26 protein-coding genes are annotated in these 25,890 nt (G+C 62.7%); all 26 read left to right on the top strand.

Translation table 11 applies throughout. The annotated features are described in order from the left end of the window. The first annotated feature begins 67 nt into the window (after window positions 1-67). Window positions 68-1,486, top strand: coding sequence for a flagellar filament capping protein FliD (gene fliD / locus PVZ80_RS24940; protein ID WP_009047696.1), 1,419 nt, complete (start codon window positions 68-70; stop codon window positions 1,484-1,486). Window positions 1,487-1,614: 128 nt separating this feature from the next. Continuing rightward, window positions 1,615-2,010: a flagellar export chaperone FliS gene (gene fliS, locus PVZ80_RS24935; protein WP_016702257.1), complete on the top strand. Its 396-nt coding sequence runs from the start codon at window positions 1,615-1,617 to the stop codon at window positions 2,008-2,010. A gap of 10 nt (window positions 2,011-2,020) precedes the next feature. After that, the gene (gene fliT, locus PVZ80_RS24930) at window positions 2,021-2,317 is read left to right on the top strand and encodes a flagellar protein FliT (protein ID WP_009047698.1); all 297 of its coding nucleotides are present in this window, start codon (window positions 2,021-2,023) and stop codon (window positions 2,315-2,317) included. Window positions 2,318-2,490: 173 nt separating this feature from the next. After that, complete coding sequence (locus tag PVZ80_RS24925; RefSeq protein WP_007922638.1) at window positions 2,491-3,966, top strand: sigma-54 dependent transcriptional regulator; 1,476 nt, start codon at window positions 2,491-2,493, stop codon at window positions 3,964-3,966. Between the two features lie 110 nt (window positions 3,967-4,076). Beyond that, window positions 4,077-5,288 carry a sensor histidine kinase gene (locus tag PVZ80_RS24920; protein WP_016702256.1) on the top strand — a complete coding sequence of 404 codons (1,212 nt, stop codon included), beginning with the start codon at window positions 4,077-4,079 and terminating at the stop codon, window positions 5,286-5,288. 5 nt (window positions 5,289-5,293) lie between these two features. After that, window positions 5,294-6,703 carry a sigma-54-dependent response regulator transcription factor FleR gene (gene fleR, locus PVZ80_RS24915; RefSeq protein WP_150085114.1) on the top strand — a complete coding sequence of 470 codons (1,410 nt, stop codon included), beginning with the start codon at window positions 5,294-5,296 and terminating at the stop codon, window positions 6,701-6,703. Between the two features lie 128 nt (window positions 6,704-6,831). Continuing rightward, a complete protein-coding gene (fliE, locus tag PVZ80_RS24910) occupies window positions 6,832-7,158 on the top strand; it encodes a flagellar hook-basal body complex protein FliE (protein ID WP_007922633.1) in 327 nt (108 codons plus the stop codon). Between the two features lie 15 nt (window positions 7,159-7,173). Beyond that, window positions 7,174-8,961: a flagellar basal-body MS-ring/collar protein FliF gene (fliF, locus tag PVZ80_RS24905; protein WP_009047701.1), complete on the top strand. Its 1,788-nt coding sequence runs from the start codon at window positions 7,174-7,176 to the stop codon at window positions 8,959-8,961. Continuing rightward, window positions 8,954-9,973 (top strand): flagellar motor switch protein FliG, encoded by a 1,020-nt coding sequence (gene fliG, locus PVZ80_RS24900; RefSeq protein ID WP_007922630.1) that lies wholly within the window; start codon window positions 8,954-8,956, stop codon window positions 9,971-9,973. The genes fliF and fliG overlap by 8 nt, the downstream gene beginning before the upstream one ends. 9 nt (window positions 9,974-9,982) lie before the next feature. Further along, a complete protein-coding gene (gene fliH, locus PVZ80_RS24895) occupies window positions 9,983-10,804 on the top strand; it encodes a flagellar assembly protein FliH (RefSeq protein ID WP_016702254.1) in 822 nt (273 codons plus the stop codon). Then, entirely contained in the window at window positions 10,794-12,152 is a 1,359-nt protein-coding gene (fliI, locus tag PVZ80_RS24890) for a flagellar protein export ATPase FliI (RefSeq protein ID WP_028681929.1), read from the top strand. Before fliH ends, fliI begins: the two co-directional genes overlap by 11 nt. A gap of 6 nt (window positions 12,153-12,158) precedes the next feature. Continuing rightward, entirely contained in the window at window positions 12,159-12,608 is a 450-nt protein-coding gene (gene fliJ, locus PVZ80_RS24885; RefSeq protein ID WP_009047704.1) for a flagellar export protein FliJ, read from the top strand. A 119-nt stretch (window positions 12,609-12,727) separates the two neighbouring features. Then, window positions 12,728-13,033 (top strand): STAS domain-containing protein, encoded by a 306-nt coding sequence (locus PVZ80_RS24880; RefSeq protein ID WP_009047705.1) that lies wholly within the window; start codon window positions 12,728-12,730, stop codon window positions 13,031-13,033. A gap of 5 nt (window positions 13,034-13,038) precedes the next feature. Then, window positions 13,039-14,745, top strand: coding sequence for an ATP-binding SpoIIE family protein phosphatase (locus PVZ80_RS24875; RefSeq protein ID WP_016702252.1), 1,707 nt, complete (start codon window positions 13,039-13,041; stop codon window positions 14,743-14,745). Between the two features lie 30 nt (window positions 14,746-14,775). Next, the gene (locus PVZ80_RS24870; protein WP_009047707.1) at window positions 14,776-15,120 is read left to right on the top strand and encodes an Hpt domain-containing protein; all 345 of its coding nucleotides are present in this window, start codon (window positions 14,776-14,778) and stop codon (window positions 15,118-15,120) included. Between the two features lie 110 nt (window positions 15,121-15,230). Beyond that, a complete protein-coding gene (locus tag PVZ80_RS24865) occupies window positions 15,231-16,595 on the top strand; it encodes a flagellar hook-length control protein FliK (RefSeq protein WP_273828140.1) in 1,365 nt (454 codons plus the stop codon). A gap of 167 nt (window positions 16,596-16,762) precedes the next feature. Next, window positions 16,763-17,266 carry a flagellar basal body-associated protein FliL gene (gene fliL / locus PVZ80_RS24860; RefSeq protein ID WP_009047709.1) on the top strand — a complete coding sequence of 168 codons (504 nt, stop codon included), beginning with the start codon at window positions 16,763-16,765 and terminating at the stop codon, window positions 17,264-17,266. Window positions 17,267-17,275: 9 nt separating this feature from the next. Next, window positions 17,276-18,244: a flagellar motor switch protein FliM gene (gene fliM, locus PVZ80_RS24855; protein ID WP_009042741.1), complete on the top strand. Its 969-nt coding sequence runs from the start codon at window positions 17,276-17,278 to the stop codon at window positions 18,242-18,244. Window positions 18,245-18,298: 54 nt separating this feature from the next. Beyond that, window positions 18,299-18,766 (top strand): flagellar motor switch protein FliN, encoded by a 468-nt coding sequence (fliN, locus tag PVZ80_RS24850; protein WP_009042742.1) that lies wholly within the window; start codon window positions 18,299-18,301, stop codon window positions 18,764-18,766. Continuing rightward, window positions 18,767-19,204 (top strand): flagellar biosynthetic protein FliO, encoded by a 438-nt coding sequence (gene fliO, locus PVZ80_RS24845; RefSeq protein WP_053268492.1) that lies wholly within the window; start codon window positions 18,767-18,769, stop codon window positions 19,202-19,204. Continuing rightward, window positions 19,204-19,953, top strand: coding sequence for a flagellar type III secretion system pore protein FliP (gene fliP, locus PVZ80_RS24840; RefSeq protein ID WP_016702247.1), 750 nt, complete (start codon window positions 19,204-19,206; stop codon window positions 19,951-19,953). Before fliO ends, fliP begins: the two co-directional genes overlap by 1 nt. Before the next feature lie 24 nt (window positions 19,954-19,977). Beyond that, window positions 19,978-20,247, top strand: a complete 270-nt coding sequence (gene fliQ / locus PVZ80_RS24835) for a flagellar biosynthesis protein FliQ (RefSeq protein WP_003184009.1) — start codon at window positions 19,978-19,980, stop codon at window positions 20,245-20,247. 3 nt (window positions 20,248-20,250) lie between these two features. Next, complete coding sequence (fliR, locus tag PVZ80_RS24830) at window positions 20,251-21,033, top strand: flagellar biosynthetic protein FliR (RefSeq protein WP_009047712.1); 783 nt, start codon at window positions 20,251-20,253, stop codon at window positions 21,031-21,033. Window positions 21,034-21,036: 3 nt separating this feature from the next. After that, complete coding sequence (gene flhB / locus PVZ80_RS24825; RefSeq protein WP_009042746.1) at window positions 21,037-22,173, top strand: flagellar biosynthesis protein FlhB; 1,137 nt, start codon at window positions 21,037-21,039, stop codon at window positions 22,171-22,173. Window positions 22,174-22,411: 238 nt separating this feature from the next. Then, window positions 22,412-24,541, top strand: coding sequence for a flagellar biosynthesis protein FlhA (flhA, locus tag PVZ80_RS24820; RefSeq protein ID WP_009047714.1), 2,130 nt, complete (start codon window positions 22,412-22,414; stop codon window positions 24,539-24,541). A gap of 11 nt (window positions 24,542-24,552) precedes the next feature. Then, window positions 24,553-25,869 carry a flagellar biosynthesis protein FlhF gene (flhF, locus tag PVZ80_RS24815; RefSeq protein WP_009047715.1) on the top strand — a complete coding sequence of 439 codons (1,317 nt, stop codon included), beginning with the start codon at window positions 24,553-24,555 and terminating at the stop codon, window positions 25,867-25,869. Window positions 25,870-25,890: the final 21 nt, after the last annotated feature.

Genomic DNA, 25,890 nt, shown 5'->3' with positions numbered 1-25,890 from the left:
TTGTTGCTATGTTCTTTTGGACGTTGTAATGGTCAAAAGACCGGCGACACACTGAAGGGAGATCTCCATGGCAAGTCCAATTCTACCGGGTACCGGTCTAGGCTCCGGCCTCGATACCGGTGCTATCGTCAAAGCCTTGGTGAACGCTGACAAAGCGGCCAAGCAAGGTCAGATCGACCGGGGAACTGCGAACAACACCGCAAGCATCTCCGGCATTGGCACCTTGAAGTCCTTGTTGTCGACCTTTCGGACCACCATTACCGAACTCAGCAGCAAAACCAACCCGCAGTTTCCCGGCTATGCCGCCACTACTTCCGACAACAAGTATGTAACAGCGGTCGCTGGCAATACCGCGGTCAATGGCAACTATGTTGTCGCTGTGCAGAATCTTGCGACTTCCTCGAAAGTCACCAGTGCTGCCTTCGCTGGCGGTACTACAAGTGCTATTCCGACTGGTACCCTGAAAATCAGTCAAAATGGCACTAACTACAACCTCGATGTAAAAGCCGGCGCTACCCTGCAGTCGGTGCGTGACTCGATCAACGCCGACGCATCGCTCAAAAGCGCGGGTATCAGCGCGAACATCGTGACCGACTCCTTTGGATCGCGTCTGGTGGTGGGCTCGACCACTACCGGTGCGGGCTCCGATATTTCCCTTAGCGGTATTGCTGGCCTGGAAATCGACGGCAGTACTGTCGTTGGTGCTCCCGGTTCGCCGATGACTGCGACCTCTGCCGGTTCCATTGGTGCCCTGGCAGTGGATGCCAAGTTCACCGTCGACGGCATGGCGCTGACCAGCAAGAGCAACTCGGTGGACAAGGCGGTTTCCGGGATGACCTTCAACCTGGTCGCTCCAGGTACCTCGACCATTACCGTCGCGGCCAACACCGATGGCTTGAAGGCTTCGATCCAGAAGTTCGTGGATGCTTACAACGCAGTGGCCAACAGTGTTACCGCGCTGACCAAGCCGTCCCTGGATGACGACGGCAAGCCGACCATCCCGGCCCAGTTGACTGGCGACTCGTTGCCACGCTCGATCCTGGCGGCCATTCGTGCGCCGCTGTCGGAAGTCGGGTCCGGTGACAAGCTGACCGTTCTGGCGCAGTTGGGGATTACCACCAACCAGAAGACCGGTGCCCTGGACTTCGACTCCACCAAGTTCACTGCGGCGATGAACGACAAAAAGCTCGGTGGCGAGGTGCAGACCCTGTTCACTGGTGAAAACGGCCTGCTGGACCGCATGGACAAGGCCATCGCGCCTTTTGCCCAGACTGGCGGCGTTCTCGATCAGCGCACCACTGCGCTGAACAAGACCAAGACCAAGCTGGCTTCGGATCAGGCTGCCCTGGACCGCCGTATCGAGACCCTGACGGCAGTACTGACCAAGAAGTACAACGACATGGACACCCTGGTGGGCAAGTTGAAAGCCACCGCCAGCAACATCACCTCGATGTTCGAGGCGTTGACCGCGCAACAGAAAGGCTGATTGATACAAGGCGACAAAAGCCCGGCAACGTTCATGACGTCCCGGGCTTTTGGCTTTTGATCTAAAGTTTTTTGACGCCAGGTCGATACGCTGGTTATACGAACCCTTGAGTTTTGATGAGGTAGAACATGAATCCGATGTTAGCCCTTCGGCAATACCAGAAGATTGGTGCCCAGGCGCAGACTTCCGAAGCCAGCCCCCATCGTCTGGTGCAGATGCTGATGGAAGGCGGCCTGGATCGTATCGCCCAGGCCAAGGGGGCGATGGAGCGCAAGGATATTCCCAACAAAGGTATATTCATCAGCAAGGCCATCGGCATTATCGGCGGCTTGCGTGAAGGGCTCGATCTGGAAAAGTCACCTGACACCCTGGGTGATCTAGACAGCTTGTACACCTACATGATGACGCGCCTCACCGAGGCGAACATCAAGACCGATCCAAAGATTCTCGACGAGGTCGCCGATCTGCTGCGCACCGTCAAGGAAGGCTGGGACGCCATCGCTGCGCCGGGTCCGCAGTTCTAAGGAGATCACCATGAGTCTTGTATTGCAGCGCATCGAAGAAACCCGTGAAGCACTGGTCGCCGCCCTGGCCGAGCGTAACTGGGAAGCGATCGGTCAGTTGGATCTGGCCTGCCGTTCCTGCATGGAAGACATCTTGAGTGAAACTCCGGAAGATGAAGCCGCGTTGCGCGAGAATCTGCAGGAGCTGCTTGGGGTTTATCGGCAGCTTCTGGAAGTGACGACAGGGGAGCGTCAGGCGATAGTCGACGAGATGTCGCAGATCCATCAAGCACAGAACGCAGCAAAGGTTTACCATCTGTTCGGTTAATTAACCCCTAAGTTAATCCGAATCCAGTGCGCCATAAATTTGACTGTGCACGCTTTTTTGACTTAACTAGTGGCTGTTTTCAGATTTCAGACGTCTACCAGGCTCAAAATGCCTACAAGCGTCTAGCTTGCCCTGATTCCGGGCATTGAGTTGACTAGGGAAGTTGCTATTGCATGTGGCGTGAAACCAAAATTCTGCTGATTGATGACGATAGCGTCCGCCGCCGCGACCTGGCGGTGATTTTAAATTTTCTTGGCGAAGAAAATTTACCCTGCGGTAGCCATGACTGGCAGCAGGCTGTCGGCTCATTGTCATCAAGTCGTGAAGTAATCTGTGTCCTCATCGGGACTGTAAATGCTCCTGGTGCACTTTTGGGCCTGTTAAAGACACTCTCAACCTGGGATGAGTTCCTTCCAGTTTTGTTAATGGGCGATAATTCTTCCATTGACTTGCCGGAAGACCAGCGTCGTCGAGTGCTTTCCACCCTGGAAATGCCCCCCAGCTACAGCAAGTTGCTCGATTCCCTGCACCGTGCCCAGGTCTATCGTGAGATGTACGATCAGGCCCGCGAGCGCGGTCGCCATCGCGAGCCCAACCTCTTTCGCAGTCTGGTCGGCACCAGCCGGGCGATCCAGCATGTGCGGCAGATGATGCAGCAAGTGGCCGATACCGACGCCAGCGTGCTGATCCTCGGCGAGTCCGGGACCGGCAAGGAAGTGGTTGCGCGTAACTTGCACTATCACTCCAAGCGTCGCGAAGCGCCGTTCGTGCCCGTCAACTGTGGCGCGATTCCGGCCGAGTTGCTGGAGAGCGAACTGTTTGGCCATGAGAAGGGCGCCTTCACCGGAGCTATCACCAGCCGTGCCGGGCGTTTCGAGCTGGCCAACGGCGGCACCCTGTTCCTCGACGAAATCGGCGACATGCCGTTGCCGATGCAGGTCAAGCTGTTGCGCGTGTTGCAGGAGCGTACCTTCGAGCGCGTGGGTAGCAACAAGACCCAGAGCGTCGACGTGCGGATCATCGCGGCGACTCACAAGAACCTCGAGAGCATGATCGAGGTCGGCAGTTTCCGCGAAGACCTGTACTACCGCCTGAACGTGTTCCCGATCGAGATGGCGCCGCTGCGTGAGCGCGTGGAAGACATTCCGCTGCTGATGAACGAGCTGATCTCGCGCATGGAGCACGAGAAGCGCGGTTCGATCCGCTTCAACTCCGCGGCGATCATGTCGCTCTGTCGCCACGGCTGGCCGGGCAACGTCCGCGAGCTGGCCAACCTGGTGGAGCGCATGGCGATCATGCACCCCTACGGCGTTATCGGCGTGGTCGAGTTGCCGAAGAAGTTCCGCTATGTCGACGACGAAGACGAGCAACTGGTGGACAGCCTGCGCAGCGACCTGGAAGAGCGGGTGGCGATCAATGGCCACACGCCGGACTTCGCCGCCACTGCCATGCTGCCGCCGGAAGGCCTGGACCTGAAGGACTACCTCGGTGGTCTGGAGCAGGGTCTGATCCAGCAGGCGCTCGACGATGCCAACGGCATTGTCGCGCGGGCTGCGGAGCGCCTGCGTATCCGCCGCACCACGCTGGTGGAAAAAATGCGCAAGTACGGCATGAGCCGTCGCGAGGGTGATGAACAGGCGGATGATTGACGCCTGTTTTTTAACCTGTTGAAAACCGGGCGGTTTTTTTTCGGCACGGGTATTGCTAAGTCTCTCTCAACGTTCCGTTTAACTGACGGTCAGCCACGCGAGAGAGCACGATGCCCCAAGCCGCCCAGATGTCTCCTGTTCCTGAAACCCAGGGGCAATCGTCGTCCGTAGAGCAGGCAAGCCGGCTTGGCCTTGAGCAGGCGTTCGCCTTGTTCAACCAGATGTCGAGCCAGCTTACCGACTCCTACAGCATGCTTGAGGCTAGGGTGACCGAGCTCAAGGGCGAACTGGCCGTGGTCAGCGCCCAGCGCATGCAGGAGCTGGCGGAAAAAGAGCGTCTGGCCAACCGTCTGCAAAACCTCCTCGATCTGCTGCCTGGCGGCGTCATCGTCATCGATGCCCAGGGCATTGTCCGTGAAGCCAATCCTGCCGCCTGCGACCTGCTGGGCCTGCCTCTCGAGGGCGAGCTGTGGCGGCATGTGATCGCCCGCTGCTTCGCGCCACGAGAAGACGACGGCCATGAAATTTCCCTGAAGGACGGGCGGCGATTGTCGATCGCCACTCGTTCTCTGGATGCCGAGCCAGGCCAACTGGTGCTGCTCAATGACCTGACTGAAACCCGTCACCTGCAAGATCAGCTGGCCCGTCATGAGCGCCTGTCGTCCCTTGGGCGCATGGTGGCGTCCCTGGCGCATCAGATTCGTACGCCATTGTCCGCCGCGCTGTTGTACGCCAGTCACTTGACCGAGCAGGAACTGCCCGTCGCCACCCAGCAGCGCTTTGCCGGGCGGCTCAAGGAGCGGTTGCATGAGCTGGAGCATCAGGTCCGCGACATGCTGGTGTTCGCCCGGGGCGAGCTGCCGTTGACCGACCGCGTGACGCCCAAGGCGTTGCTGCAGTCGCTGCAGGCGGCGGCCCTGACCCATGTGCAGGATGTGCCTGTGCGCTGGCAGTGCGACAGCCATGCCGGTGAGTTGCTGTGCAACCGCGACACGCTGGTGGGGGCGGTGCTCAACCTGATCGAGAACGCGATCCAGGCGAGTGCCGGCCAGGTGCGCCTGAAAGTCCATCTTTATACCCGTGGCAGCAGCCTACGGCTGTGCGTCAGCGATAGCGGCAGTGGTATCGATGCTGCGGTGCTGGAGCGCCTGGGTGAACCGTTTTTCACCACCAAGACCACGGGAACCGGCCTGGGCCTGACAGTCGTCAAGGCGGTGGCGCGTGCCCATCAGGGAGAATTGCTGCTGCGCTCGCGTCCTGGGCGCGGCACATGTGCGCTGGTGGTTCTGCCACTGTTCTGCGGCGCTCAAGGAGTGGAGTGAAGGTAATGGCAATTAAGGTTCTACTGGTTGAAGACGATCGCGCCCTGCGCGAGGCCCTGGCGGATACGCTGCTGTTGGCCGGTCATGACTACAAGGCGGTCGGCAGCGCGGAAGAAGCGCTGGAGGCGGCGTCTGGCGAGTCGTTCAGCCTGGTGGTCAGTGACGTCAATATGCCGGGCATGGATGGCCATCAGTTGCTGGGCCTGCTGCGTGCGCGCCAACCGCAATTGCCGGTCTTGCTGATGACCGCCCATGGCGCGGTCGAGCGGGCGGTCGAGGCCATGCGTCAAGGCGCCGCCGACTACCTGGTCAAGCCCTTCGAGCCCAAGGCCCTGCTGGATCTGGTGGCGCGACATGCCCTGGGTTGCCTGGGGGCGGTCGAGGGTGAAGGGCCGGTGGCATTCGAGCCGGCCAGTGCGCAGTTGCTCGAGCTGGCGGCGCGGGTCGCTCGCAGCGATTCCACGGTACTGATCTCGGGCGAGTCCGGTACCGGTAAAGAGGTGCTGGCGCGCTACATCCACCAGCAGTCCCATCGCTCCAGCCAGCCCTTTATCGCCATCAACTGCGCAGCGATTCCGGACAACATGCTCGAGGCCACACTGTTCGGTCACGAAAAGGGTGCCTTTACCGGCGCCATCGCCGCTCAGCCTGGCAAGTTCGAACAGGCTGATGGCGGCACCCTGCTGCTGGACGAGATCTCCGAAATGCCCCTGGCTTTGCAGGCCAAGCTGCTGCGGGTGCTGCAGGAGCGCGAAGTCGAGCGGGTCGGGGCGCGCAAACCCATTGCCTTGGATATCCGGGTGGTGGCGACCACCAACCGCGACCTGGCCGGCGAAGTGGCGGCGGGGCGGTTCCGGGAAGACCTTTACTATCGGCTGTCGGTATTCCCGCTGGCCTGGCGTCCGCTGCGCGAGCGCACCGCCGATATCCTGCCGCTGGCCGAGCGCCTGCTGGCCAAGCACGTCAATAAAATGAAACACGCTGCCGCCCGGTTGTCCGCCGAGGCGCAGGCATGCCTGCTCGGTTATCCGTGGCCGGGCAATGTGCGTGAACTGGACAACGCCATCCAGCGTGCGCTCATTTTGCAGCAGGGCGGCCTGATCCAGCCGGAAGATTTCTGCCTGGGCGGGCCGCTGGCCTGTGCGCCGTTGCCGGCCATGGCGCCCGCCGTGGTAGCAGCGGTGCGCAGTGCGCCGGTGGAGGCCGAGGTGCCGCCCGCCGAGTCGGCGGGGGCCTTGGGCGACGATCTGCGGCGTCGGGAATTCCAGATGATCATCGACACCTTGCGGGCCGAGCGCGGCCGGCGCAAGGAGGCGGCCGAGCGCCTGGGTATCAGCCCGCGTACCTTGCGCTACAAGTTGGCGCAAATGCGCGATGCCGGAATGGATGTCGAGGCGTATCTGTTTGCGACATGAGTCGTTTAAGACTGAAGCCGCGCAGGCTTTTGTTCGGTGTCTCCGCGGAGCTGGCACCCTTGTTGCTAACACCTCACTAACCGCTGCGTGAGTGTCAAAAAATTGCGGGTCGTCGGAGAGAGTAGACCATGAGCCAAGGTATTGAATTTAATCGGTTGATGTTGGACATGCGGGCCATGCAAATGGACGCCATGGCCCAGCCAAAATCGGCCGCGGTGCCGCAGGTGAGCGGCAGCAGTTTTTCCGACATGCTTGGGCAGGCGGTGAACAAGGTCAACGACACTCAGCAGGCATCCAGCCAGCTGGCCAGTGCCTTCGAGATCGGCAAGAGCGGTGTCGATCTGACCGACGTGATGATCTCCTCGCAGAAGGCCAGTGTGTCCTTCCAGGCGTTGACCCAGGTGCGCAACAAGCTGGTTCAGGCGTACCAAGACATCATGCAGATGCCGGTTTAAGGACGAGATTGAGTCATGGCAGAAGCAGTCGCCGATAACGTACCGGCCAAGGCCACTCCGACAGAAGGCAAGCCGCCGCTGTTCGGATTGTCTTTTCTGGAAAACCTCTCCGAGATGACCATGTTGCGTCAGGTTGGCCTCATGGTCGGTCTGGCTGCCAGCGTGGCGATTGGTTTTGCCGTGGTGTTGTGGTCCCAGCAACCCGATTACCGTCCGTTGTACGGCAGCCTTGCCGGCATGGACGCCAAGCAGGTCATGGACACCCTGGCCTCCGCCGACATTCCTTACACCGTCGAGCCCAATTCCGGCGCCTTGCTGGTCAAGGCCGACGACCTGCCGCGTGCACGCCTCAAGCTGGCGGCCGCAGGCGTGGCCCCAGGCGACGGCAATATCGGTTTCGAGATTCTCGATAAAGAGCAGGGCCTGGGCACCAGCCAGTTCATGGAAGCGACCCGTTACCGTCGCGGCCTGGAAGGCGAACTGGCGCGGACCATTTCCAGCCTGAACAACGTCAAGGGCGCGCGCGTGCACCTGGCGATCCCGAAAAGCTCGGTGTTCGTGCGCGACGAGCGCAAGCCCAGCGCTTCGGTACTGGTCGAGCTGTATTCCGGTCGTTCGCTGGAGCCGGGCCAGGTGGTGGCCATCGTCAATCTGGTGGCGACCAGCGTTCCCGAACTGAGCAAGTCGCAGATCACCGTGGTCGACCAGAAGGGCAACCTGCTCTCCGACCAGGCGGAAAACTCCGAACTGACCATGGCCGGCAAACAATTCGACTACAGCCGCCGCATGGAAAGCATGCTGACCCAGCGGGTGCACAACATCCTGCAACCGATTCTGGGCAACGACCGCTACAAGGCTGAAGTGTCCGCCGATGTGGACTTCAGCGCCGTCGAGTCGACTTCCGAACAATTCAACCCGGACCAGCCGGCCTTGCGCAGCGAGCAGTCGGTCAACGAACAACGCTCCAGCAGCCTGGGCCCGCAAGGCGTTCCTGGCGCCCTGAGCAACCAGCCGCCGTCGCCGGCCAGCGCGCCTCAGACTACCGGTGGCTCTACCGCTGCCGCTGGCATGGTGCAGCCAGGCCAGCCGCTGCTGGACGCCAACGGCCAGCAGATCATGGACCCGGCCACCGGCCAGCCGATGCTGGCGCCGTACCCCAACGACAAGCGTCAACAATCCACCAAGAACTTCGAGCTGGATCGCTCCATCAGCCACACCAAGCAACAGCAGGGTCGTCTGAACCGGCTGTCGGTGGCGGTGGTGGTGGACGATCAGGTCAAGGTCAATGCGGCCAACGGCGAAACCACCCGCGCACCCTGGAGCGCCGACGAATTGGCGCGCTTTACCCGTCTGGTGCAGGACGCCGTGGGTTTCGACGCCAGCCGTGGCGACAGCGTCAGTGTGATCAACGTGCCGTTCTCGGCCGATCGCGGTGAAGTGATCGCCGACATTCCGTTCTACTCGCAGCCCTGGTTCTGGGACATCGTGAAGCAGGTCCTGGGCGTGCTGTTTATCCTGGTCCTGGTGTTCGGCGTGCTGCGCCCGGTGCTCAACAACATCACCGGTGGCGGCAAGGGCAAGCAACTGGCGGGTCTCGGCAGCGATGTCGAACTCGGCGGCATGGGTGGCCTGGATGGCGAGCTGGCCAACGATCGCGTCAGCCTCGGCGGCCCGCAAAGCATCCTGCTGCCTAGCCCGAGCGAAGGCTATGACGCACAGTTGAACGCAATCAAGAGTCTGGTGGCAGAAGATCCGGGTCGCGTGGCCCAGGTCGTGAAAGAGTGGATTAACGCAGATGAGTGATAACCGAGCCGCTACCGCCAAACTGACCCGGGTCGACAAGGCCGCGATTCTGCTGCTGTCCCTGGGCTCCACCGATGCCGCGCAGGTGCTGCGCCACATGGGCCCCAAAGAGGTCCAGCGAGTGGGCGTGGCCATGGCGCAGATGGGCAACGTGCATCGCGAGCAGGTCGAGCAGGTGATGAGCGAGTTCGTCGACATCGTCGGCGACCAGACCAGCCTGGGCGTGGGCTCCGACGACTATGTGCGCAAGATGCTCACCCAGGCCCTGGGCGAGGACAAGGCCAACGGCCTGATCGACCGCATCCTGCTGGGCGGCAACACCAGTGGCCTGGACAGCCTGAAGTGGATGGAGCCGCGCGCCGTGGCGGACGTGATCCGTTACGAGCACCCACAGATCCAGGCGATCGTGGTCGCCTACCTCGATCCGGACCAGGCGGGCGAAGTGCTCGGCAACTTCGACCACAAGGCGCGCCTGGACATCATTCTGCGGGTTTCCTCGCTCAATACCGTACAGCCGGCCGCCCTGAAAGAACTCAACCAGATTCTCGAGAAGCAGTTCGCCGGCAACTCCAACGCCTCGCGTACCACCCTGGGCGGTATCAAGCGTGCTGCCGACATCATGAACTTCCTCGACAGCTCGATCGAAGGCCAGTTGATGGACTCGATTCGCGAAGTCGACGAAGACCTGTCCGGTCAGATCGAAGACCTCATGTTCGTGTTCAACAACCTTGCCGATGTCGACGACCGCGGCATCCAGGCGTTGCTGCGCGAAGTGTCTTCCGACGTGCTGGTCCTGGCCCTCAAGGGGTCGGACGAAGGCGTCAAGGAAAAGATCTTCAAGAACATGTCCAAGCGGGCTGCCGAACTGCTGCGCGACGACCTCGAGGCCAAGGGCCCGGTGCGCGTCAGCGATGTGGAAACCGCGCAGAAGGAAATCCTCACCATTGCCCGCCGTATGGCCGAAGCCGGAGAAATCGTTCTCGGCGGGAAGGGCGGCGAAGAAATGATCTAAGGTCGCTTTATGTCGTCCAGCAGTGATGAATCCCACAGCGACCTGATTCGCGCTCGGGACGTCGGTGGTTTCGACGTCTGGGCGCTGCCCAGTTTCGATCCCCATGTCCCCGAGCCCGAGCCGGAACCGGTTGAAGAACCGCCAGCGGAGATCGAGGAAGTGCCGCTGGAAGAAGTCCAGCCACTGACCCTCGAAGAGCTCGAGAGCATTCGCCAGGAAGCCTATAACGAAGGCTTCGCCACGGGCGAAAAGGAAGGTTTCCACAGCACCACGCTGAAGGTCCGCCAGGAAGCCGAAGTGGCCCTGAGCGCCAAGCTGGCGGCGCTGGAAACGCTGATGGGCAATCTGTTCGAGCCGATCGCCGAGCAGGACACCCAGATTGAAAAAGCCCTGGTCGACCTGGTACAGCACATGACGCGCCAGGTGATCCAGCGCGAGCTGGCCATCGACTCCAGCCAGATCGAGCATGTCATGCGCGAAGCCCTCAAGCTGCTGCCGCTGGGCGTGGGCAATGTGCGCCTGTACGTCAATCCGCAGGACTTCGCCCAGGTCAAAAGCCTGCGCGAGCGCCATGAGGAAAGCTGGCGCATCGTCGAAGACGAAGCCCTGTTGCCGGGCGGTTGCCGGGTCGAGACCGAGCACAGCCGTATCGACGCGACCATGGAAACGCGGATCGCCAAGATCATGGACAAGCTGTCCGACCAGCTTCACGAACAGGCTTTGCATCCCGCCGAACCGGACCTGAGCGTCGAGCTGGGGGCCGCCACGGGCAAGCCCGCCGCGGATGTCGACCCTGTCGACCTCGCGCAGGACCCCACCGATGCGCCTTGACCGCACCAGCTTCGGCAAGCGCCTGAGCAGCTACGCCGACGCCACCGAACTGCCGAACCAGCCCATTCTCGAAGGTCGCCTGCTGCGCATGGTCGGCCTGACCCTGGAGGCCGAAGGCCTGCGGGCGGCCATGGGCACGCGCTGCATGGTGATCAACGACGACAGCTATCACCCGGTGCAGGTCGAGGCCGAGGTGATGGGCTTCTCCGGCAGCAAGGTATTCCTGATGCCGGTCGGCAGTGTCACTGGCATCGCGCCGGGCGCTCGGGTCGTGCCGCTGGCCCATACCGGCCGCCTGCCGATGGGCATGAGCATGCTCGGGCGAGTCCTCGACGGCGCTGGCCGCGCGCTGGACGGCAAGGGTGGAATGAAGGCCGAGGACTGGGTGCCGATGGACGGTCCGACCATCAACCCGCTCAAGCGCGATCCCATCAGCCGGCCACTGGACGTGGGCATTCGCTGCATCAACGGATTATTGACGGTAGGCCGTGGCCAGCGCCTCGGCCTGTTCGCCGGTACCGGCGTGGGCAAGAGTGTGCTGCTGGGCATGATGACCCGCTTCACCGAGGCCGACATCATTGTGGTCGGGCTGATCGGTGAGCGGGGCCGTGAAGTCAAGGAGTTCATCGAGCATATCCTTGGTGAAGAGGGGCTCAAGCGCTCCGTGGTGGTGGCGTCGCCGGCGGACGATGCGCCGCTGATGCGCCTGCGTGCGGCCATGTACTGCACGCGCATCGCCGAATATTTTCGCGACAAGGGCAAGAACGTCCTGTTACTGATGGATTCCCTGACCCGTTTCGCCCAGGCCCAGCGGGAAATCGCCCTGGCCATCGGCGAGCCGCCCGCGACCAAGGGTTATCCGCCGTCGGTCTTCGCCAAGCTGCCGAAGCTAGTGGAGCGCGCGGGCAACGCCGAGGCCGGTGGCGGCTCGATCACCGCGTTCTACACCGTGCTGTCCGAAGGCGACGACCAGCAGGACCCGATCGCCGACTCGGCCCGTGGCGTGCTCGACGGGCACATCGTGCTGTCACGGCGCCTGGCGGAAGAGGGGCATTACCCGGCCATCGATATCGAGGCGTCCATCAGCCGGGTCATGCCGGCGGTGGTGACCCCGGAGCACATGACCCGCGCCCAGTATTTCAAGCAGCTGTGGTCGCGTTACCAGCAGGCGCGCGACCTGATCAGCGTCGGCGCCTATGTACCGGGCGGCGATCGCGAAACCGACACCGCCATCTCGCTGCAGCCGTCGATGGTCACCTACCTGCGCCAGGGGCTCAACGACAGCATCAGCCTGGGTGAAAGCGAAGCCCATCTGGAGATGGTTTTCGCTCCGGCGCCGGGCGGCTGATCCACCATGGCCAACAGCCGTGCCGCGCGTCTGGCGCCCGTGGTCGAAATGGCCGAAAGCGCCGAGCGCACGGCCGCCCAGCGCCTGGGGCATTTCCAGGGTCAGGTGCGCCTGGCGGAAAGCAAGCTGGGGGACCTGGAGCGCTTTCGTGCCGAATACCAGCAGCAGTGGATCGAGCGGGGCAGCGGCGGGGTTTCCGGCCAATGGCTGATGAACTACCAGCACTTCCTCAATCAGCTGGAAACCGCCGTGGGGCAGCAGCGGCAAAGCCTGGCCTGGCATCAGAACAATCTCAACCGCGCCCGGGAAACCTGGCAGCAGGCCTATGCCCGGGTCGAAGGCTTGCGCAAGCTGGTGCAGCGCTACATCGATGAAGCCCGCCAACTGGAAGACAAGCGCGAGCAGAAGCTGCTCGACGAGCTGTCCCAGCGCCTGCCGCGCCAGGATCCGTACTGAGCGCCATTCCGTTCGTCGCCGCCAGGCGCTCGTCAGCGACGCTTCGGCGGTTCGGGTTGCCCATGCTTGTACGGGGTGCTAAACCTTGTACAGATTGCCAATCACAAGGAAGCGGTATCATGTCAGTCGTTACTGAAGTATCACCGGACGGGCAAAAACTGACGATTTCGATCAAGGGACGTTTCGATTTTGGCCGACATCAAGAGTTTCGCGAGTCCTACGAGCGCCTCAACAAAAAGCCCGAATCCATAGTGGTGGACCTGAAAGACGCCACCTACCTCGACAGTTCTGCCCTGGGCATGCTGCTGTTGCTGCGCGATCACGCCGGCGGCGACGATTCCGACGTGCGAGTGATCAACAGCAACTCGGACGTGCGCAAGATTCTCGCCATTTCCAATTTCGACAAACTGTTCGACATCAGTTGATCGACATGCAGTCGATCGAGGCACCCCTGTGCGTGCTGATCGCCGAAGACGGCACGAGCGACCGCATGTTGCTGTCGAGCATCGTCCGGCGCCAGGGGCACGAGGTGCTGACGGCGAGTAACGGCGCCGAGGCGGTGGAACTATTCGTCCAGCAGCGCCCGCACCTGGTGCTGATGGACGCGATGATGCCGGTGATGGACGGTTTCGAGGCGGCCCGGCAGATCAAGCGCCTGGCTGGCGAAGCGCTGGTGCCGATCATTTTCCTGACCTCGCTCACCCAGAGCGAGGCGCTGGCGCGCTGCCTCGAAGCCGGCGGCGACGATTTTCTGGCAAAACCCTACAGTCCGGTGATCCTGGCGGCCAAGATCAAGGCCATGGATCGCTTGCGGCGCCTGCAGGAAACCGTGCTGCAGCAGCGCGACCAGATCACCCAGCACCATGACTACCTGCTCAACGAACAGCGGGTGGCCAAGGCGGTGTTCGACAAGGTGGCGCATTCCGGATGCCTGAGCGCGCCGAATATCCGCTACCTGCAATCGCCGTACGCGCTGTTCAACGGTGACTTGCTGCTGGCTGCCTTTACCCCGACGGGCGACATGCATGTGCTGTTGGGGGATTTCACTGGCCACGGCTTGCCGGCGGCCGTGGGCGCGATGCCCCTGGCCGAGGTGTTTTACGGCATGACGGCCAAGGGTTACGGGCTGCCGGAAACCCTGCGCGAGATGAATGCCAAGCTCAAGCGCATCCTGCCGGTGGGCATGTTCTGTTGTGCGACGCTGCTGTGCCTGAGTTTCCAGCGGCGGGCAGTGGAGGTGTGGAACGGCGGCATGCCGGATGGCTACCTGCATCGCCTGGCAAGCGGGGAGCGGGTGCCGCTGGTGGCCCATCATCTGCCGTTGGGGGTGCTGGGCGCCGAGGCATTCGACGACCGCACCGAAGTCTTTCCCATGGCCCTGGGCGACAGGGTGTTCCTGTTGTCCGATGGGGTGATCGACACCTGCGACGCCAACGAACAATTGTTTGGTGTCGAGCGCCTGCAGCAGGTGTTTGCCGCCAACCGCGAGCCGGACCTGCTGTTCGAGGAGATCCAGCGGGCCCTGAGCGAGTTTGGCGGCGATGCGCGGGACGATGTGAGCATGGTCGAGGTCAGCCTGCTCGAGGCCCGGCAGCTGACGCCGCCGGCGCTGGTGTATTCCGACAGCGGTCAGTCCTGCCCGCTGGACTGGTCGGTGAGTTTCGAGTATCGCGCCGCCACCCTCAAGCGCTTCAATCCTCTGCCTTACCTGCTGCAACTGTTGCTGGAGGTGCATGGCCTGCGGGCGCAGAGCGGGGCGCTCTACAGTGTGCTGGCCGAGTTGTATTCCAACGCCCTGGAGCATGGCGTATTGCGCCTGGATTCAAGCCTCAAGCGCGATGCCCAGGGCTTTTCCCGCTATTACCAGGAGCGCGCGGTACGCCTGGAAGCGTTGCAGGAGGGGTTTGTGCGGGTGCACCTGCAGGTGGAGCCTCAAGGTGCTGGCGGTCGTTTGCTGATCCGGGTCGAGGACAGTGGCAGTGGTTTCGATGTCGGCCGGGTGATGGCGCGGCCCGTCGATGGCGACCGTCTGTCCGGGCGCGGCGTCAGCCTGATCCGTCAGCTCAGCCGGCGTGCCAGCTGGTCTGACGATGGTCGTAGTGCCTGCGTGGAGTTTTCCTGGGAGCCTCTGGCATAATTCGCCGATTCTTGATCAAGGAGTGAGCAAGTGGCTGAAATTCATCTGGATCACGAGGTGCTGAACGCATTGCAGGAAGTCATGGAGGATGAGTATCCGTTGTTGCTCGACACCTTCCTCTGCGACTCCGAAGAGCGTTTGCGCCAGTTGCACAAGGTCGACGACCCCCGTCAACTTGTCGCCACTGCACACAGCTTCAAGGGCAGCAGCAGCAATATGGGGGCGATTCGCCTGGCCGAGCTCTGTCATCAGTTGGAGCAGCGTGCCCAGGACTCGTCGTTGCGGGGTATCGAGCAGCTGGTGGGCGAGATCGATGGTGAATTCGCCATTGTCCGGCAGCTGTGCCAGCAGGAACGCCAGCGTTTTCACTGCTGAAAAACCGTAGCAACCCAGGCTTTTTCCCGCGAGCCAGCAAAGCTGGCTCGACCTTTGCAGTCAAGTCTCTCAACTGTACCTACGATCCCAGTGCAGCGGAGACCGTTTTCATGCCCCTTACCCCGAACATGCTGCTTCAGGCCGCCTCCCAGGCCAAGACTCAAGCGGCTTCCGCCACCCCCCAGGCCAGCGCCGCCGAGCCCGGGGATAAAGGCGCAAGCTTTGCCCGGGTGTTCGCCAAGGAAGCGCTCGGCAAGCCGGTAGCGGCCGCCGACGGCCCCATCAAGCCGGCTCGCGACAAGGGTGTCGAAGCTGCTGCCAAGGTGGATCCGGGCAAGGGCAAGGCTGCCGCCCCCGAGCCGGCGGTTGCCGATAGCGGCAAAACCTTGCCTGCCGACAAGGCCACTGCCAGTGACGACAAGGTTGCCGATGACCAGGCCGCGAGCAGCGATCAGTCGCTGGCCGACGGCACGCCGGTCGATCCGACCCTCGATCCGGCGCTGATGCAGGCGGCCCAGCCGGTGCCATTGCCGGCGCCCGAGCCGGAAGTGGCGGCAACGCCGGTTCCGGCCCAGCCGCCAGTGCAGCCGCAGACGCCGCCGGTTGTACCGGTGGTGGCCAGTAGCGTGGCGCCAGTGCCGGTCGATCCGGAATTCGACCCTGAAGCCGACCCGCTGGATGCACTGCCGGTAGTGCGCCTGGCGATGGAGCAGAGCGGCCATGTCTCGGCTTCCAGCCAGGCGCAGAACAAGGCGGCGCCGACCGTGGTGGCCGATGACGGGCCGACTTCGGCCCAGACCTTCGCCAGCGGCATGGCCAACATGCTGGACCTGCAGGTGGACAAGGACAGCACCGAACAGGGCGGCGAAAAGGCCTTCAGCGGTCTGCTCGATGACGGTCTCAAGGACCTCAAGAGCGCTGCCAGCGACACCCGCGTCGACGATTTCGCCAACCGCCTGGCGGCCCTGACCCAGGCGGCCACGCCCAAGACCGCCAACGCCGTCCCGGTGAACCAGCCGCTGGCCATGCATCAGAGCGGCTGGACCGAAGAAGTGGTCAACCGGGTCATGTACCTGTCCAGCGTCAATCTCAAGTCGGCCGAGATCCAGTTGCAGCCGGCCGAGCTGGGGCGTCTGGATATCCGCGTGAACATGGTGCCGGACCAGCAGACCCAGGTGACCTTCATGAGTGCCCATGTCGGCGTGCGCGAAGCCCTCGAAGGGCAGATGCATCGCCTGCGCGACATGTTCCACCAGCAAGGCATGGGGCAGGTGGACGTCAACGTCTCCGACCAGTCGCGCAACTGGCAGGGTGGCCAGGAGCAGGCCCAGCAGGGGCAGCATCGCAGCAATGGCGCCAGTGCCAGTGGCGGGCGCCTGGATGGCGTGGATGAAGAGTTGCCGCCGAGCGCCGCCGAAGTCGCCGCCAGCACCAGCACGGTCATTGGCACCAGCGCCGTCGACTATTACGCCTGACCCGCTTCAGGCGTCATTGAACAGAAGATCGCCAGTCGCGTGGTACCGCGGCTGGCGATCTTTTGCTTTGCGCTGCCCTATCCCTTCGGTTCAGACAAATCTGGCATAACACTTGCTCTTGCCTTGCCGTGCGACTGTGAAAACCCGATTAGTGACGGATTATTGGCATGGCGAAGAGCGAAGCAGCAGAGAAAAACCCCGCCGGGAAAGGCAAACTCAAGCTTATCCTCTTGATTGTTCTGGCCTTGTTGCTGGCGATCGGTTTGTCCGTCGGGGCTACCTGGTACTTCATGCACAGCAGTGCCCAGAGCAAGCCTGCCGAGACGGCCGAGGCGACCAGCAGCGTCAAGCCGGCGGCCATCTACGAGCCCATGGCGCCGGCCTTCGTGGCCAATTACACGCAGAACGGCCGCCAGCGCTACATGCAGGTGAGCATCACGATGCTGGCGCGCAACCAGGCCGATCTGGACGCGCTGAAAGTGCATATGCCGGTGATCCGCAACAACCTGGTCATGCTGTTCTCCGGCCAGAGCTTCGACACCCTGGCGACTCCGGTCGGCCAGGAAATGCTGCGCCAGAAGGCCACCGCCAGCGTGCAGGAAGTGGCCCAGAAAGAGGTCGGCAAAGTGGTGGTCGAGCAGTTGCTCTTTACTAACTTCGTACTGCAGTAGGAACACGACATGGCCGTGCAGGACCTGCTGTCCCAGGATGAGATCGACGCGCTGCTGCATGGCGTCGATGACGGTCTGGTACAGACCGAACACGCCGCCGAGCCCGGCAGCGTCAAAAGCTACGACCTGACCAGCCAGGATCGCATCGTCCGCGGACGCATGCCGACCCTGGAGATGATCAACGAGCGTTTCGCCCGCTACACCCGTATCAGCATGTTCAACATGCTGCGCCGTTCGGCGGACGTGGCGGTGGGCGGCGTACAGGTGATGAAGTTCGGCGAATACGTGCACTCGCTGTACGTGCCGACCAGCCTCAACCTGGTGAAGATCAAGCCGCTGCGCGGTACCGCGCTGTTCATCCTCGACGCCAAGCTGGTGTTCAAGCTGGTGGACAACTTCTTCGGCGGCGACGGTCGTCACGCCAAGATCGAAGGCCGTGAATTCACCCCGACCGAATTGCGCGTGGTGCGCATGGTGCTGGAGCAGGCCTTCGTCGACCTGAAGGAAGCCTGGCAGGCGATCATGGAAGTCAACTTCGAGTACATCAACTCCGAAGTGAACCCGGCCATGGCCAACATCGTCGGCCCGAGCGAAGCGATCGTGGTCTCGACCTTCCACATCGAGCTCGATGGCGGTGGCGGCGACCTGCACGTGACCATGCCGTACTCGATGATCGAGCCGGTGCGGGAAATGCTCGACGCCGGCTTCCAGTCGGACCTGGACGACCAGGACGAGCGCTGGAGCAAGGCCCTGCGCGAAGACGTGCTGGACGTGGATGTGCCCTTGAGCGCCACCGTGGCCCGCCGGCAGTTGCGCCTGCGCGACATCCTGCACATGCAGCCAGGGGATGTGATCCCGGTGGAACTGCCCGAAGACATGATCATGCGCGCCAACGGCGTACCGGCGTTCAAGGTCAAGCTCGGTTCGCACAAGGGCAACCTGGCCCTGCAAGTGATCGAGCCGATCGAGCGCCGTTGAGCGGCGTTGTTATGAATTCGCTTTGTTAATGATTTTTTGCCCGCCGAGGACAACATGGCTGACGAACACGAAATGACTTCCGCAGAAGACCAGGCCCTGGCTGATGAGTGGGCGGCCGCCCTGCAGGAAACCGGCGATGCCGGGCAAGACGATATCGATGCCTTGCTGGCGGCCGACGCGGCCAGCGCGCCGGCGTCCAATCGCCTGCCGATGGAAGAGTTCGGCAGTGTGCCGAAGAACAACGAGCCGGTGACCCTCGATGGGCCGAACCTGGACGTGATCCTGGACATCCCGGTGTCGATCTCCATGGAGGTCGGCAGCACCGACATCAACATCCGCAACCTGCTGCAGCTCAACCAAGGGTCGGTGATCGAGCTCGATCGCCTGGCCGGCGAGCCGCTGGACGTGCTGGTCAACGGCACGCTGATCGCCCATGGCGAAGTGGTGGTGGTCAACGAGAAGTTCGGCATCCGCCTGACCGACGTGATCAGCCCGAGCGAACGCATCAAGAAGCTGCGCTAAGTGAGAAAGGCACTCGCGCTGTTCCTGGTCTGGCCGCTCTGGGCGCTGGCCGCCGAGCCGACGGCCGGTACCGCCGCGCCAGTGGTTGGCAGCAGCGGCGTGGCCGGGCAGCTGACCCAGCTGGTGCTGGGCCTGTTGCTGGTGGTGGGGCTGATCTTCTTCCTCGCCTGGCTGTTGCGCCGGGTGCAGCAGGCTGGACCGGCCGGCAAGGGGCAGGTCATCGAGCTGGTCGGCTCGCGGGCGCTTGGCCCGCGGGACCGGCTGGTGCTGGTGCAGGTCGGCAACGAACAGATTCTGCTCGGCCTGACGCCGGGCACCATCACGGCGTTGCATGTGCTCAAGGAGCCGGTGCAGGTGCCGAGCACCGAGCAGGCGACTCCGGAGTTTGCCCAGCGCCTGATGGAGCTGCTGGGCAAGGATCAGAAGGATAAGAAGTAATGCCGTTGCGCCTCCTCTTGACGTTGGCCCTGATGCTGGCGGCGCCGCTGGCGCTGGCGGCCGACCCGTTGTCGATCCCGGCGATCACCCTCGGCACCAATGCCGACGGCCAGCAGGAATACTCGGTCAGCCTGCAGATCCTGCTGATCATGACCGCGCTGAGCTTCATTCCGGCGTTCGTCATGCTGATGACCAGCTTCACCCGGATCATCATCGTGTTCTCGATCCTGCGCCAGGCCCTGGGCCTGCAGCAGACGCCGTCGAACCAGATCCTCACCGGCATGGCGTTGTTCCTGACGATGTTCATCATGGCCCCGGTGTTCGACCGGGTGAACCAGGATGCCCTGCAGCCGTACCTGGCGGAGAAACTCAACGCCCAGGACGCGGTGGCCAAGGCCCAGGTGCCGATCAAGGACTTCATGCTGGCCCAGACCCGCAGCAGCGACCTGGAGCTGTTCATGCGTCTGTCCAAGCGCACCGACATCGCGACACCGGACCAGGCGCCGCTGACGATCCTGGTACCGGCCTTCGTCACCTCGGAGCTGAAGACCGCGTTCCAGATCGGCTTCATGATCTTCATTCCGTTCCTGATCATCGACCTGGTGGTCGCCAGTGTACTGATGGCCATGGGCATGATGATGCTGTCGCCGCTGATCATTTCCCTGCCGTTCAAGATCATGCTGTTCGTGCTGGTCGATGGCTGGGCCCTGATCATCGGTACCCTGGCGGGCAGTTTCGGTGGTGTTTAGAACCTTGTTGGCGGGTGACGCGCTATGACGCCTGAAGTCGCAGTAGACCTGTTTCGCGAAGCGCTCTGGCTGACCACCATGATGGTCGCCATCCTGGTGATTCCCAGCCTGCTGGTGGGCCTGCTGGTGGCGATGTTCCAGGCCGCCACCCAGATCAACGAACAGACCCTGAGCTTCCTGCCGCGCCTGCTGGTGATGCTGGTGACGCTGATCGTCGCCGGTCCCTGGCTGGTGCAAACCTTCATGGAATACATCCTGCAGTTGTACGGCAGTATTCCGCAGTTGATCGGCTAAGCCATGTCTCTGCTGGCGCTTACCGATACGCAGATCAGCACCTGGGTCGCGAGCTTCATGCTGCCGCTGTTCCGTATCGGCGCCGTGTTGATGACCATGCCGGTCTTCGGTACGACCCTGGTGCCGACCCGTATCCGCCTGTATTTCACCCTGGCCATCACGGTCGTGCTGGTGCCGGGTCTGCCGCCCATGCCGGCGGTCAATGCGCTGGATCTCAGCGGGCTGCTGCTGATTGCCGAGCAGATCATCATCGGCGCCTTGTTCGGCTTTTCCTTGCAGTTGTTCTTCCAGGCTTTCGTGATCGCCGGGCAGATCATTTCGACGCAGATGGGCATGGGCTTCGCGTCCATGGTCGACCCTACCAACGGCGTTTCGGCGGCGGTGATCGGGCAGTTCCTGACCATGCTGGTGACCTTGCTGTTCCTCGGCATGAACGGTCATCTGGTGGTCTTCGAGGTGCTGACCGAAAGCTTCACCACCTTGCCGGTGGGCAGCGCGCTACTGGTCAACCATTTCTGGGAAATCGCCGGCAAGCTCGGCTGGGTGTTGGGCGCCGCCCTGTTGCTGGTATTGCCGGCGATCACCGCGCTGCTGGTGGTGAACATCGCCTTTGGCGTGATGACCCGCGCGGCGCCGCAGCTGAACATCTTCTCCATCGGCTTTCCGCTGACCCTGGTGCTGGGCCTGGTGATTTTCTGGGTCAGCCTCGGCGACATTCTCAACCAGTACCAACCGCTGGCCGTCGAGGCCCTGCAGTTGCTGCGCAACCTGGCGCAGGCGCGGTGAACCATGGCTGAGAGCGAGAGCGGTCAGGACAAGACAGAAGACCCCACGGAGAAACGTAAAAAGGACTCCCGGGAAAAGGGCGAGATCGCCCGCTCCAAAGAACTCAACACCCTGGCGATCACCATGATCGGGGCCGCCGGCCTGCTGATCTACGGCGCGGGGGTGGCGCAGGACCTGCTGGAAATCATGCGCCTGAATTTCTCCCTGCCGCGCGAGGTGTTGCTCAGCCCCGGCGCCATGGGCCTGTACCTGCTGCATTCGGGCAAGATCGCGATTATCGCCGCGATGCCGATCCTGCTGCCCCTGGTGCTGGCGGCGCTCATCGGCCCTATCTCCCTGGGCGGCTGGCTGTTTTCAACCAAGAGCCTGGCGCCCAAGTTCAGTCGCATGAACCCGCTCAGCGGCATGAAGCGCATGGTGTCGCCGACCTCGCTGATCGAGCTGCTCAAGGCCTTCGCCAAGTTCGTGGTGATCCTGATCGTGGCCTTGTCGGTGCTGTCCTCGGATATCGACGACCTGCTGCGGATCGCCCACGAGCCGCTGGAGCAGGCGATCATCCACAGCGTGCAAGTGGTGGCCTGGAGTACCTTGTGGATGGCCTGCGGGCTGATCCTGATCGCCGCGGTGGACGTGCCGGTGCAGCTGTACCAGAGCTACAAGAAACTGCTGATGACCAAGCAGGAAGTGCGGGACGAGCACAAGGACCAGGAAGGGCGTCCGGAGGTCAAGCAGCGGATTCGCCAGGTCCAGCGCGAGATGTCGCAACGGCGGATGATGGCGGCGATTCCCGAGGCGGACGTGGTCATCACCAACCCGACCCACTACGCCGTGGCGCTCAAGTACGACGCCGAGAAGGGCGGGGCGCCGGTGTTGCTGGCCAAGGGCAGCGATTTCCTGGCGCTGAAGATCCGCGAGATCGCCGTGGCCAACGAAGTGCTGCTGCTGGAGTCGCCGGCGCTGGCGCGTTCGATCTACTACTCCACTGAGCTGGAGCAGGAAATCCCCGCCGGGCTCTATCTGGCGGTGGCCCAGGTGCTGGCGTATGTCTATCAGATTCGCCAGCACCGGGCGGGCAAGGGCAAGCGTCCCGATCCGCTCAAGGACCTGCCGATTCCGCCGGATTTGCGGCGCGATTCCTGAGGTCGGCGTTTGGCTGTGCCGACGTTATCGCGAGCAAGCTCGCTCCTACAGAATTCACGCCCGGCCTGTAGGAGCGAGCTTGCTCGCGATGGCGCTGAAAGCGCCTTTTATGACGACTGATGGCGCAACGCCATAAATCAGTTTTCCTTCCGGGCCAAAGTTGGAAGGCTTCTTGCAATACCCGCCCTGCGCCGCCTCCAGGCGTCAAAAGTTTGCTTCAAGGGAACGGGGAATACCGGTGGATCGCTCTCAGTTAATCAGTACGGCTCGCACTAACCTGGCTGACCTCAGTCGGGGGAACCTGGGTGTGCCGCTGTTGCTGCTGGTCATGCTGGCCATGATGATGCTGCCGGTGCCGCCGTTCCTGCTGGACGTGTTCTTCACCTTCAACATCGCCCTGTCGATCGTCGTCCTGCTGGTCTGCGTGTATGCCTTGCGGCCGCTGGATTTCGCGGTATTCCCGACCATCCTGCTGGTGGCGACCCTGTTGCGCCTGGCGCTGAACGTGGCCTCCACACGGGTGGTGATGCTCCACGGCCAGGACGGTCACGCCGCCGCGGGCAAGGTGATCCAGGCCTTCGGCGAGGTGGTGATCGGCGGTAACTACGTGGTCGGTATCGTGGTGTTCGCGATCCTGATGATCATCAACTTCGTGGTGGTGACCAAGGGCGCCGGGCGGATTTCCGAGGTGAGCGCGCGTTTCACCCTTGATGCGATGCCGGGCAAGCAGATGGCTATCGACGCCGACCTCAACGCTGGCCTGATCGACCAGGCCCAGGCCAAGGCGCGCCGCCAGGAAGTGGCCCAGGAGGCCGAGTTCTACGGTTCCATGGACGGTGCCAGCAAGTTCGTCCGCGGTGACGCCATCGCCGGCCTGCTGATCCTGTTCATCAACCTGATCGGCGGCATGGCTGTCGGTATCTTCCAGCACCACATGTCCTTCGGCGATGCCGGCCGGGTCTACGCCTTGCTGACCATCGGTGACGGTTTGGTGGCGCAATTGCCATCGCTGCTGCTGTCCACCGCGGCCGCGATCATGGTGACCCGTGCTTCCGGTTCCGAAGACATGGGCAAGCAGATCAACCGGCAGATGTTCGCCTCGCCCCGGGCCCTGGCTGTCGCCGCCGGCCTGATGGCGGTGATGGGCCTGGTGCCGGGCATGCCGCACTTTTCCTTCCTGAGCATGGCGGCCCTGGCGGCCGGCGCCGCGTACCTGTTCTGGAAGCGCCAGAACGTGGTCAAGGTCAAGGCGCTGGAAGAGGTCAAGCGCCAGCAGGAACTGCTGCCTTCGCCAGCCCGCGCCATGGAAACCAAGGAGCTGGGCTGGGATGACGTGACCCAGATCGACATGATCGGCCTGGAAGTCGGCTATCGCCTGATTCCCCTGGTGGACCGCAATCAGGGTGGGCAACTGCTGGCGCGGATCAAGGGCGTGCGCAAGAAGTTGTCCCAGGACCTCGGCTTCCTCATGCCTACCGTACATATTCGCGACAACCTCGACCTGGCGCCCAGCGCTTACCGGCTGACGCTGATGGGGGTGATCCTGGCCGAGGCCGAGATCTATCCGGATCGCGAGCTGGCGATCAACCCGGGGCAGGTCTACGGCACGCTCAACGGCATCACCGCCAAAGATCCGGCCTTCGGCCTGGAGGCGGTGTGGATCGAGATCAGCCAGCGCGCCCAGGCGCAGTCGCTGGGCTACACCGTGGTCGACGCCAGTACCGTGGTCGCCACCCACCTCAACCAGATTCTGTACAAGCACTCCAGCGAGCTGATCGGCCACGAAGAAGTCCAGCAGCTCCTGCAACTGCTGGCCAAGGGCTCGCCGAAGCTGGCGGAGGAACTGGTGCCGGGCGTTCTGTCGTTGTCCCAGCTGCTCAAGGTGCTGCAGGCGCTGCTGGCCGAACAGGTGCCGGTGCGCGATATCCGCAGCATTGCCGAAGCCATCGCGAACAATGCCGCCAAGAGTCAAGATACTGCCGCTTTGGTGGCCGCGGTGCGTGTCGGATTGTCGCGCGCCATCGTGCAAAGCATTGTAGGGACTGAGTCCGAGCTGCCTGTGATCACCTTGGAGCCCAGGTTGGAACAGATTTTGCTCAATAGTCTGCAGAAGGCAGGACAAGGCTCGGAAGAGGGTGTTCTGTTGGAGCCAAGCATGGCTGAGAAGCTGCAGCGTTCGTTGATCGAAGCCGCGCAGCGCCAGGAAATGCAAGGTCAACCGGTGATTCTGTTGGTAGCCGGTCCGGTCCGCGCGATGCTCTCGCGGTTTGGACGCCTGGCAGTCCCGGGCTTGCACGTGTTGGCTTACCAGGAAATCCCTGACAACAAGCAAGTGACCATCGTTGCGACAGTAGGGCCCAACGGCTGAGGTAGTGGGTTATGCAAGTTAAGCGTTTTTTCGCCGCCGATATGCGTCAGGCCATGAAGCTGGTTCGTGATGAGCTGGGCGCCGACGCCGCCATCATTGGCAATCGCCGCATCGCCGGCGGTGTCGAGCTGACGGCTGCCCTGGATTACAAGCTGTCGGCGCTGGCGCCCCGGGTTCCGAACATGGAACTCGAGGACGAACTGCGCAAGACTCAGTCGCGCATCGTCACCGCCCAGGCCGAACTGAGCCTACGTGGCGATGGCGACGGCAGCACCAATCGCCAGCTGTTCGCCGGCCTGCCGCTGACCGCCGCCGAGCCACTGATCGAACCGACGTTCAACGAGCCCCATCGCCCGGCCCCGGTGGCCGCCGCGCCGGCTGTCGATCAACGGGCACTGGACTCGATGCGTTTTGAGCTCAATGGCCTGCGCGAGCTGCTGGAAGTCCAGCTCGGTTCCCTGGCCTGGAGCCAGCTGCAAGGTAGCCGGCCTGAGCAGGCCAACCTGTGGCGGCGCCTGCAGCGTATCGGTTTGTCCGGTCCGCTGGCCCGCGACCTGCTGGCGCTGATCACAGAAATCGACGAGCCCCGCCAGGCCTGGCGCATGCTCCTGGCCCACCTGGCGCGGATGATCGTGACCCCGGAAGTCGAGCCATTGGAGGAGGGCGGTGTGATCGCCATGGTCGGCCCTGCCGGCATGGGCAAGACCACCACCCTGGCCAAGCTGGCGGCCCGTTACGTGCTCAAGTACGGCGCGCAGAACATCGCGCTGGTGAGCATGGACAGCTACCGCATCGGCGCCCAGGAGCAGCTCAAGACCCTGGGCCGGATCCTCAATGTCTCGGTGACCCATGTCGATCCGGGCCAATCCCTGGCGCAAGCCCTCGATCCGCTGCTGCGCAAACGCGTGGTGCTGATCGACACCGCCGGCCTGCAAGCCAGCGACCCGGCCCTGCGCATGCAGCTGGAAAGTCTGGCTGGACGCGGGATCCGGGCAAAAAATTATCTGGTATTGGCAACCACCAGCCAGAAACAGGTTCTAACCGCCGCGTACCACAGCTACAAGCGTTGCGGGCTGGCCGGCTGCATCCTGACTAAACTGGATGAAACCGCCAGCCTTGGTGAGGTGTTGAGCCTGGCGATCAGTCACGAACTCCCCGTTGCCTATCTGACCGATGGCCCACGGATTCCGGACGATTTGCACTTGCCACGCCGTCATCAGCTGGTCAGTCGTGCGGTGAGCGTGCAGATGCAGGAAGAACCCAGCGAAGAAGCCATGGCTGACATGTTCGCTGACCTCTACCACAACCCGACCAAGCGGGTTGGCTGAGGGAATCATGAAAAGATTGCA

Source organism: Pseudomonas sp. B3G-3, from assembly GCF_028640915.1.
GTDB lineage: Bacteria > Pseudomonadota > Gammaproteobacteria > Pseudomonadales > Pseudomonadaceae > Aquipseudomonas > Aquipseudomonas chlororaphis_I.
The sequence above is the reverse complement of the archived record's forward strand: the minus strand, read 5'-3'. Positions and strand labels throughout refer to the sequence as shown.

Excerpts from the sequence above, each read along its gene's own strand:
- flhF (WP_009047715.1), top strand. The coding sequence starts at position 24,553 with ATGCAAGTTAAGCGTTTTTTCGCCGCCGATATGCGTCAGGCCATGAAG.
- fliR (WP_009047712.1), top strand. The coding sequence starts at position 20,251 with ATGTCTCTGCTGGCGCTTACCGATACGCAGATCAGCACCTGGGTCGCG.
- fliS (WP_016702257.1), top strand. The coding sequence starts at position 1,615 with ATGAATCCGATGTTAGCCCTTCGGCAATACCAGAAGATTGGTGCCCAG.
- PVZ80_RS24875 (WP_016702252.1), top strand. The coding sequence starts at position 13,039 with ATGCAGTCGATCGAGGCACCCCTGTGCGTGCTGATCGCCGAAGACGGC.
- PVZ80_RS24920 (WP_016702256.1), top strand. The coding sequence starts at position 4,077 with ATGCCCCAAGCCGCCCAGATGTCTCCTGTTCCTGAAACCCAGGGGCAA.
- flhB (WP_009042746.1), top strand. The coding sequence starts at position 21,037 with ATGGCTGAGAGCGAGAGCGGTCAGGACAAGACAGAAGACCCCACGGAG.
- fliP (WP_016702247.1), top strand. The coding sequence starts at position 19,204 with ATGCCGTTGCGCCTCCTCTTGACGTTGGCCCTGATGCTGGCGGCGCCG.
- fliH (WP_016702254.1), top strand. The coding sequence starts at position 9,983 with ATGTCGTCCAGCAGTGATGAATCCCACAGCGACCTGATTCGCGCTCGG.
- PVZ80_RS24880 (WP_009047705.1), top strand. The coding sequence starts at position 12,728 with ATGTCAGTCGTTACTGAAGTATCACCGGACGGGCAAAAACTGACGATT.
- fliD (WP_009047696.1), top strand. The coding sequence starts at position 68 with ATGGCAAGTCCAATTCTACCGGGTACCGGTCTAGGCTCCGGCCTCGAT.
- fliT (WP_009047698.1), top strand. The coding sequence starts at position 2,021 with ATGAGTCTTGTATTGCAGCGCATCGAAGAAACCCGTGAAGCACTGGTC.
- fliJ (WP_009047704.1), top strand. The coding sequence starts at position 12,159 with ATGGCCAACAGCCGTGCCGCGCGTCTGGCGCCCGTGGTCGAAATGGCC.
- fliG (WP_007922630.1), top strand. The coding sequence starts at position 8,954 with ATGAGTGATAACCGAGCCGCTACCGCCAAACTGACCCGGGTCGACAAG.
- PVZ80_RS24925 (WP_007922638.1), top strand. The coding sequence starts at position 2,491 with ATGTGGCGTGAAACCAAAATTCTGCTGATTGATGACGATAGCGTCCGC.
- PVZ80_RS24865 (WP_273828140.1), top strand. The coding sequence starts at position 15,231 with ATGCCCCTTACCCCGAACATGCTGCTTCAGGCCGCCTCCCAGGCCAAG.
- fliI (WP_028681929.1), top strand. The coding sequence starts at position 10,794 with ATGCGCCTTGACCGCACCAGCTTCGGCAAGCGCCTGAGCAGCTACGCC.
- fliL (WP_009047709.1), top strand. The coding sequence starts at position 16,763 with ATGGCGAAGAGCGAAGCAGCAGAGAAAAACCCCGCCGGGAAAGGCAAA.
- fliN (WP_009042742.1), top strand. The coding sequence starts at position 18,299 with ATGGCTGACGAACACGAAATGACTTCCGCAGAAGACCAGGCCCTGGCT.
- fliQ (WP_003184009.1), top strand. The coding sequence starts at position 19,978 with ATGACGCCTGAAGTCGCAGTAGACCTGTTTCGCGAAGCGCTCTGGCTG.
- fleR (WP_150085114.1), top strand. The coding sequence starts at position 5,294 with ATGGCAATTAAGGTTCTACTGGTTGAAGACGATCGCGCCCTGCGCGAG.
- fliE (WP_007922633.1), top strand. The coding sequence starts at position 6,832 with ATGAGCCAAGGTATTGAATTTAATCGGTTGATGTTGGACATGCGGGCC.
- fliM (WP_009042741.1), top strand. The coding sequence starts at position 17,276 with ATGGCCGTGCAGGACCTGCTGTCCCAGGATGAGATCGACGCGCTGCTG.
- fliF (WP_009047701.1), top strand. The coding sequence starts at position 7,174 with ATGGCAGAAGCAGTCGCCGATAACGTACCGGCCAAGGCCACTCCGACA.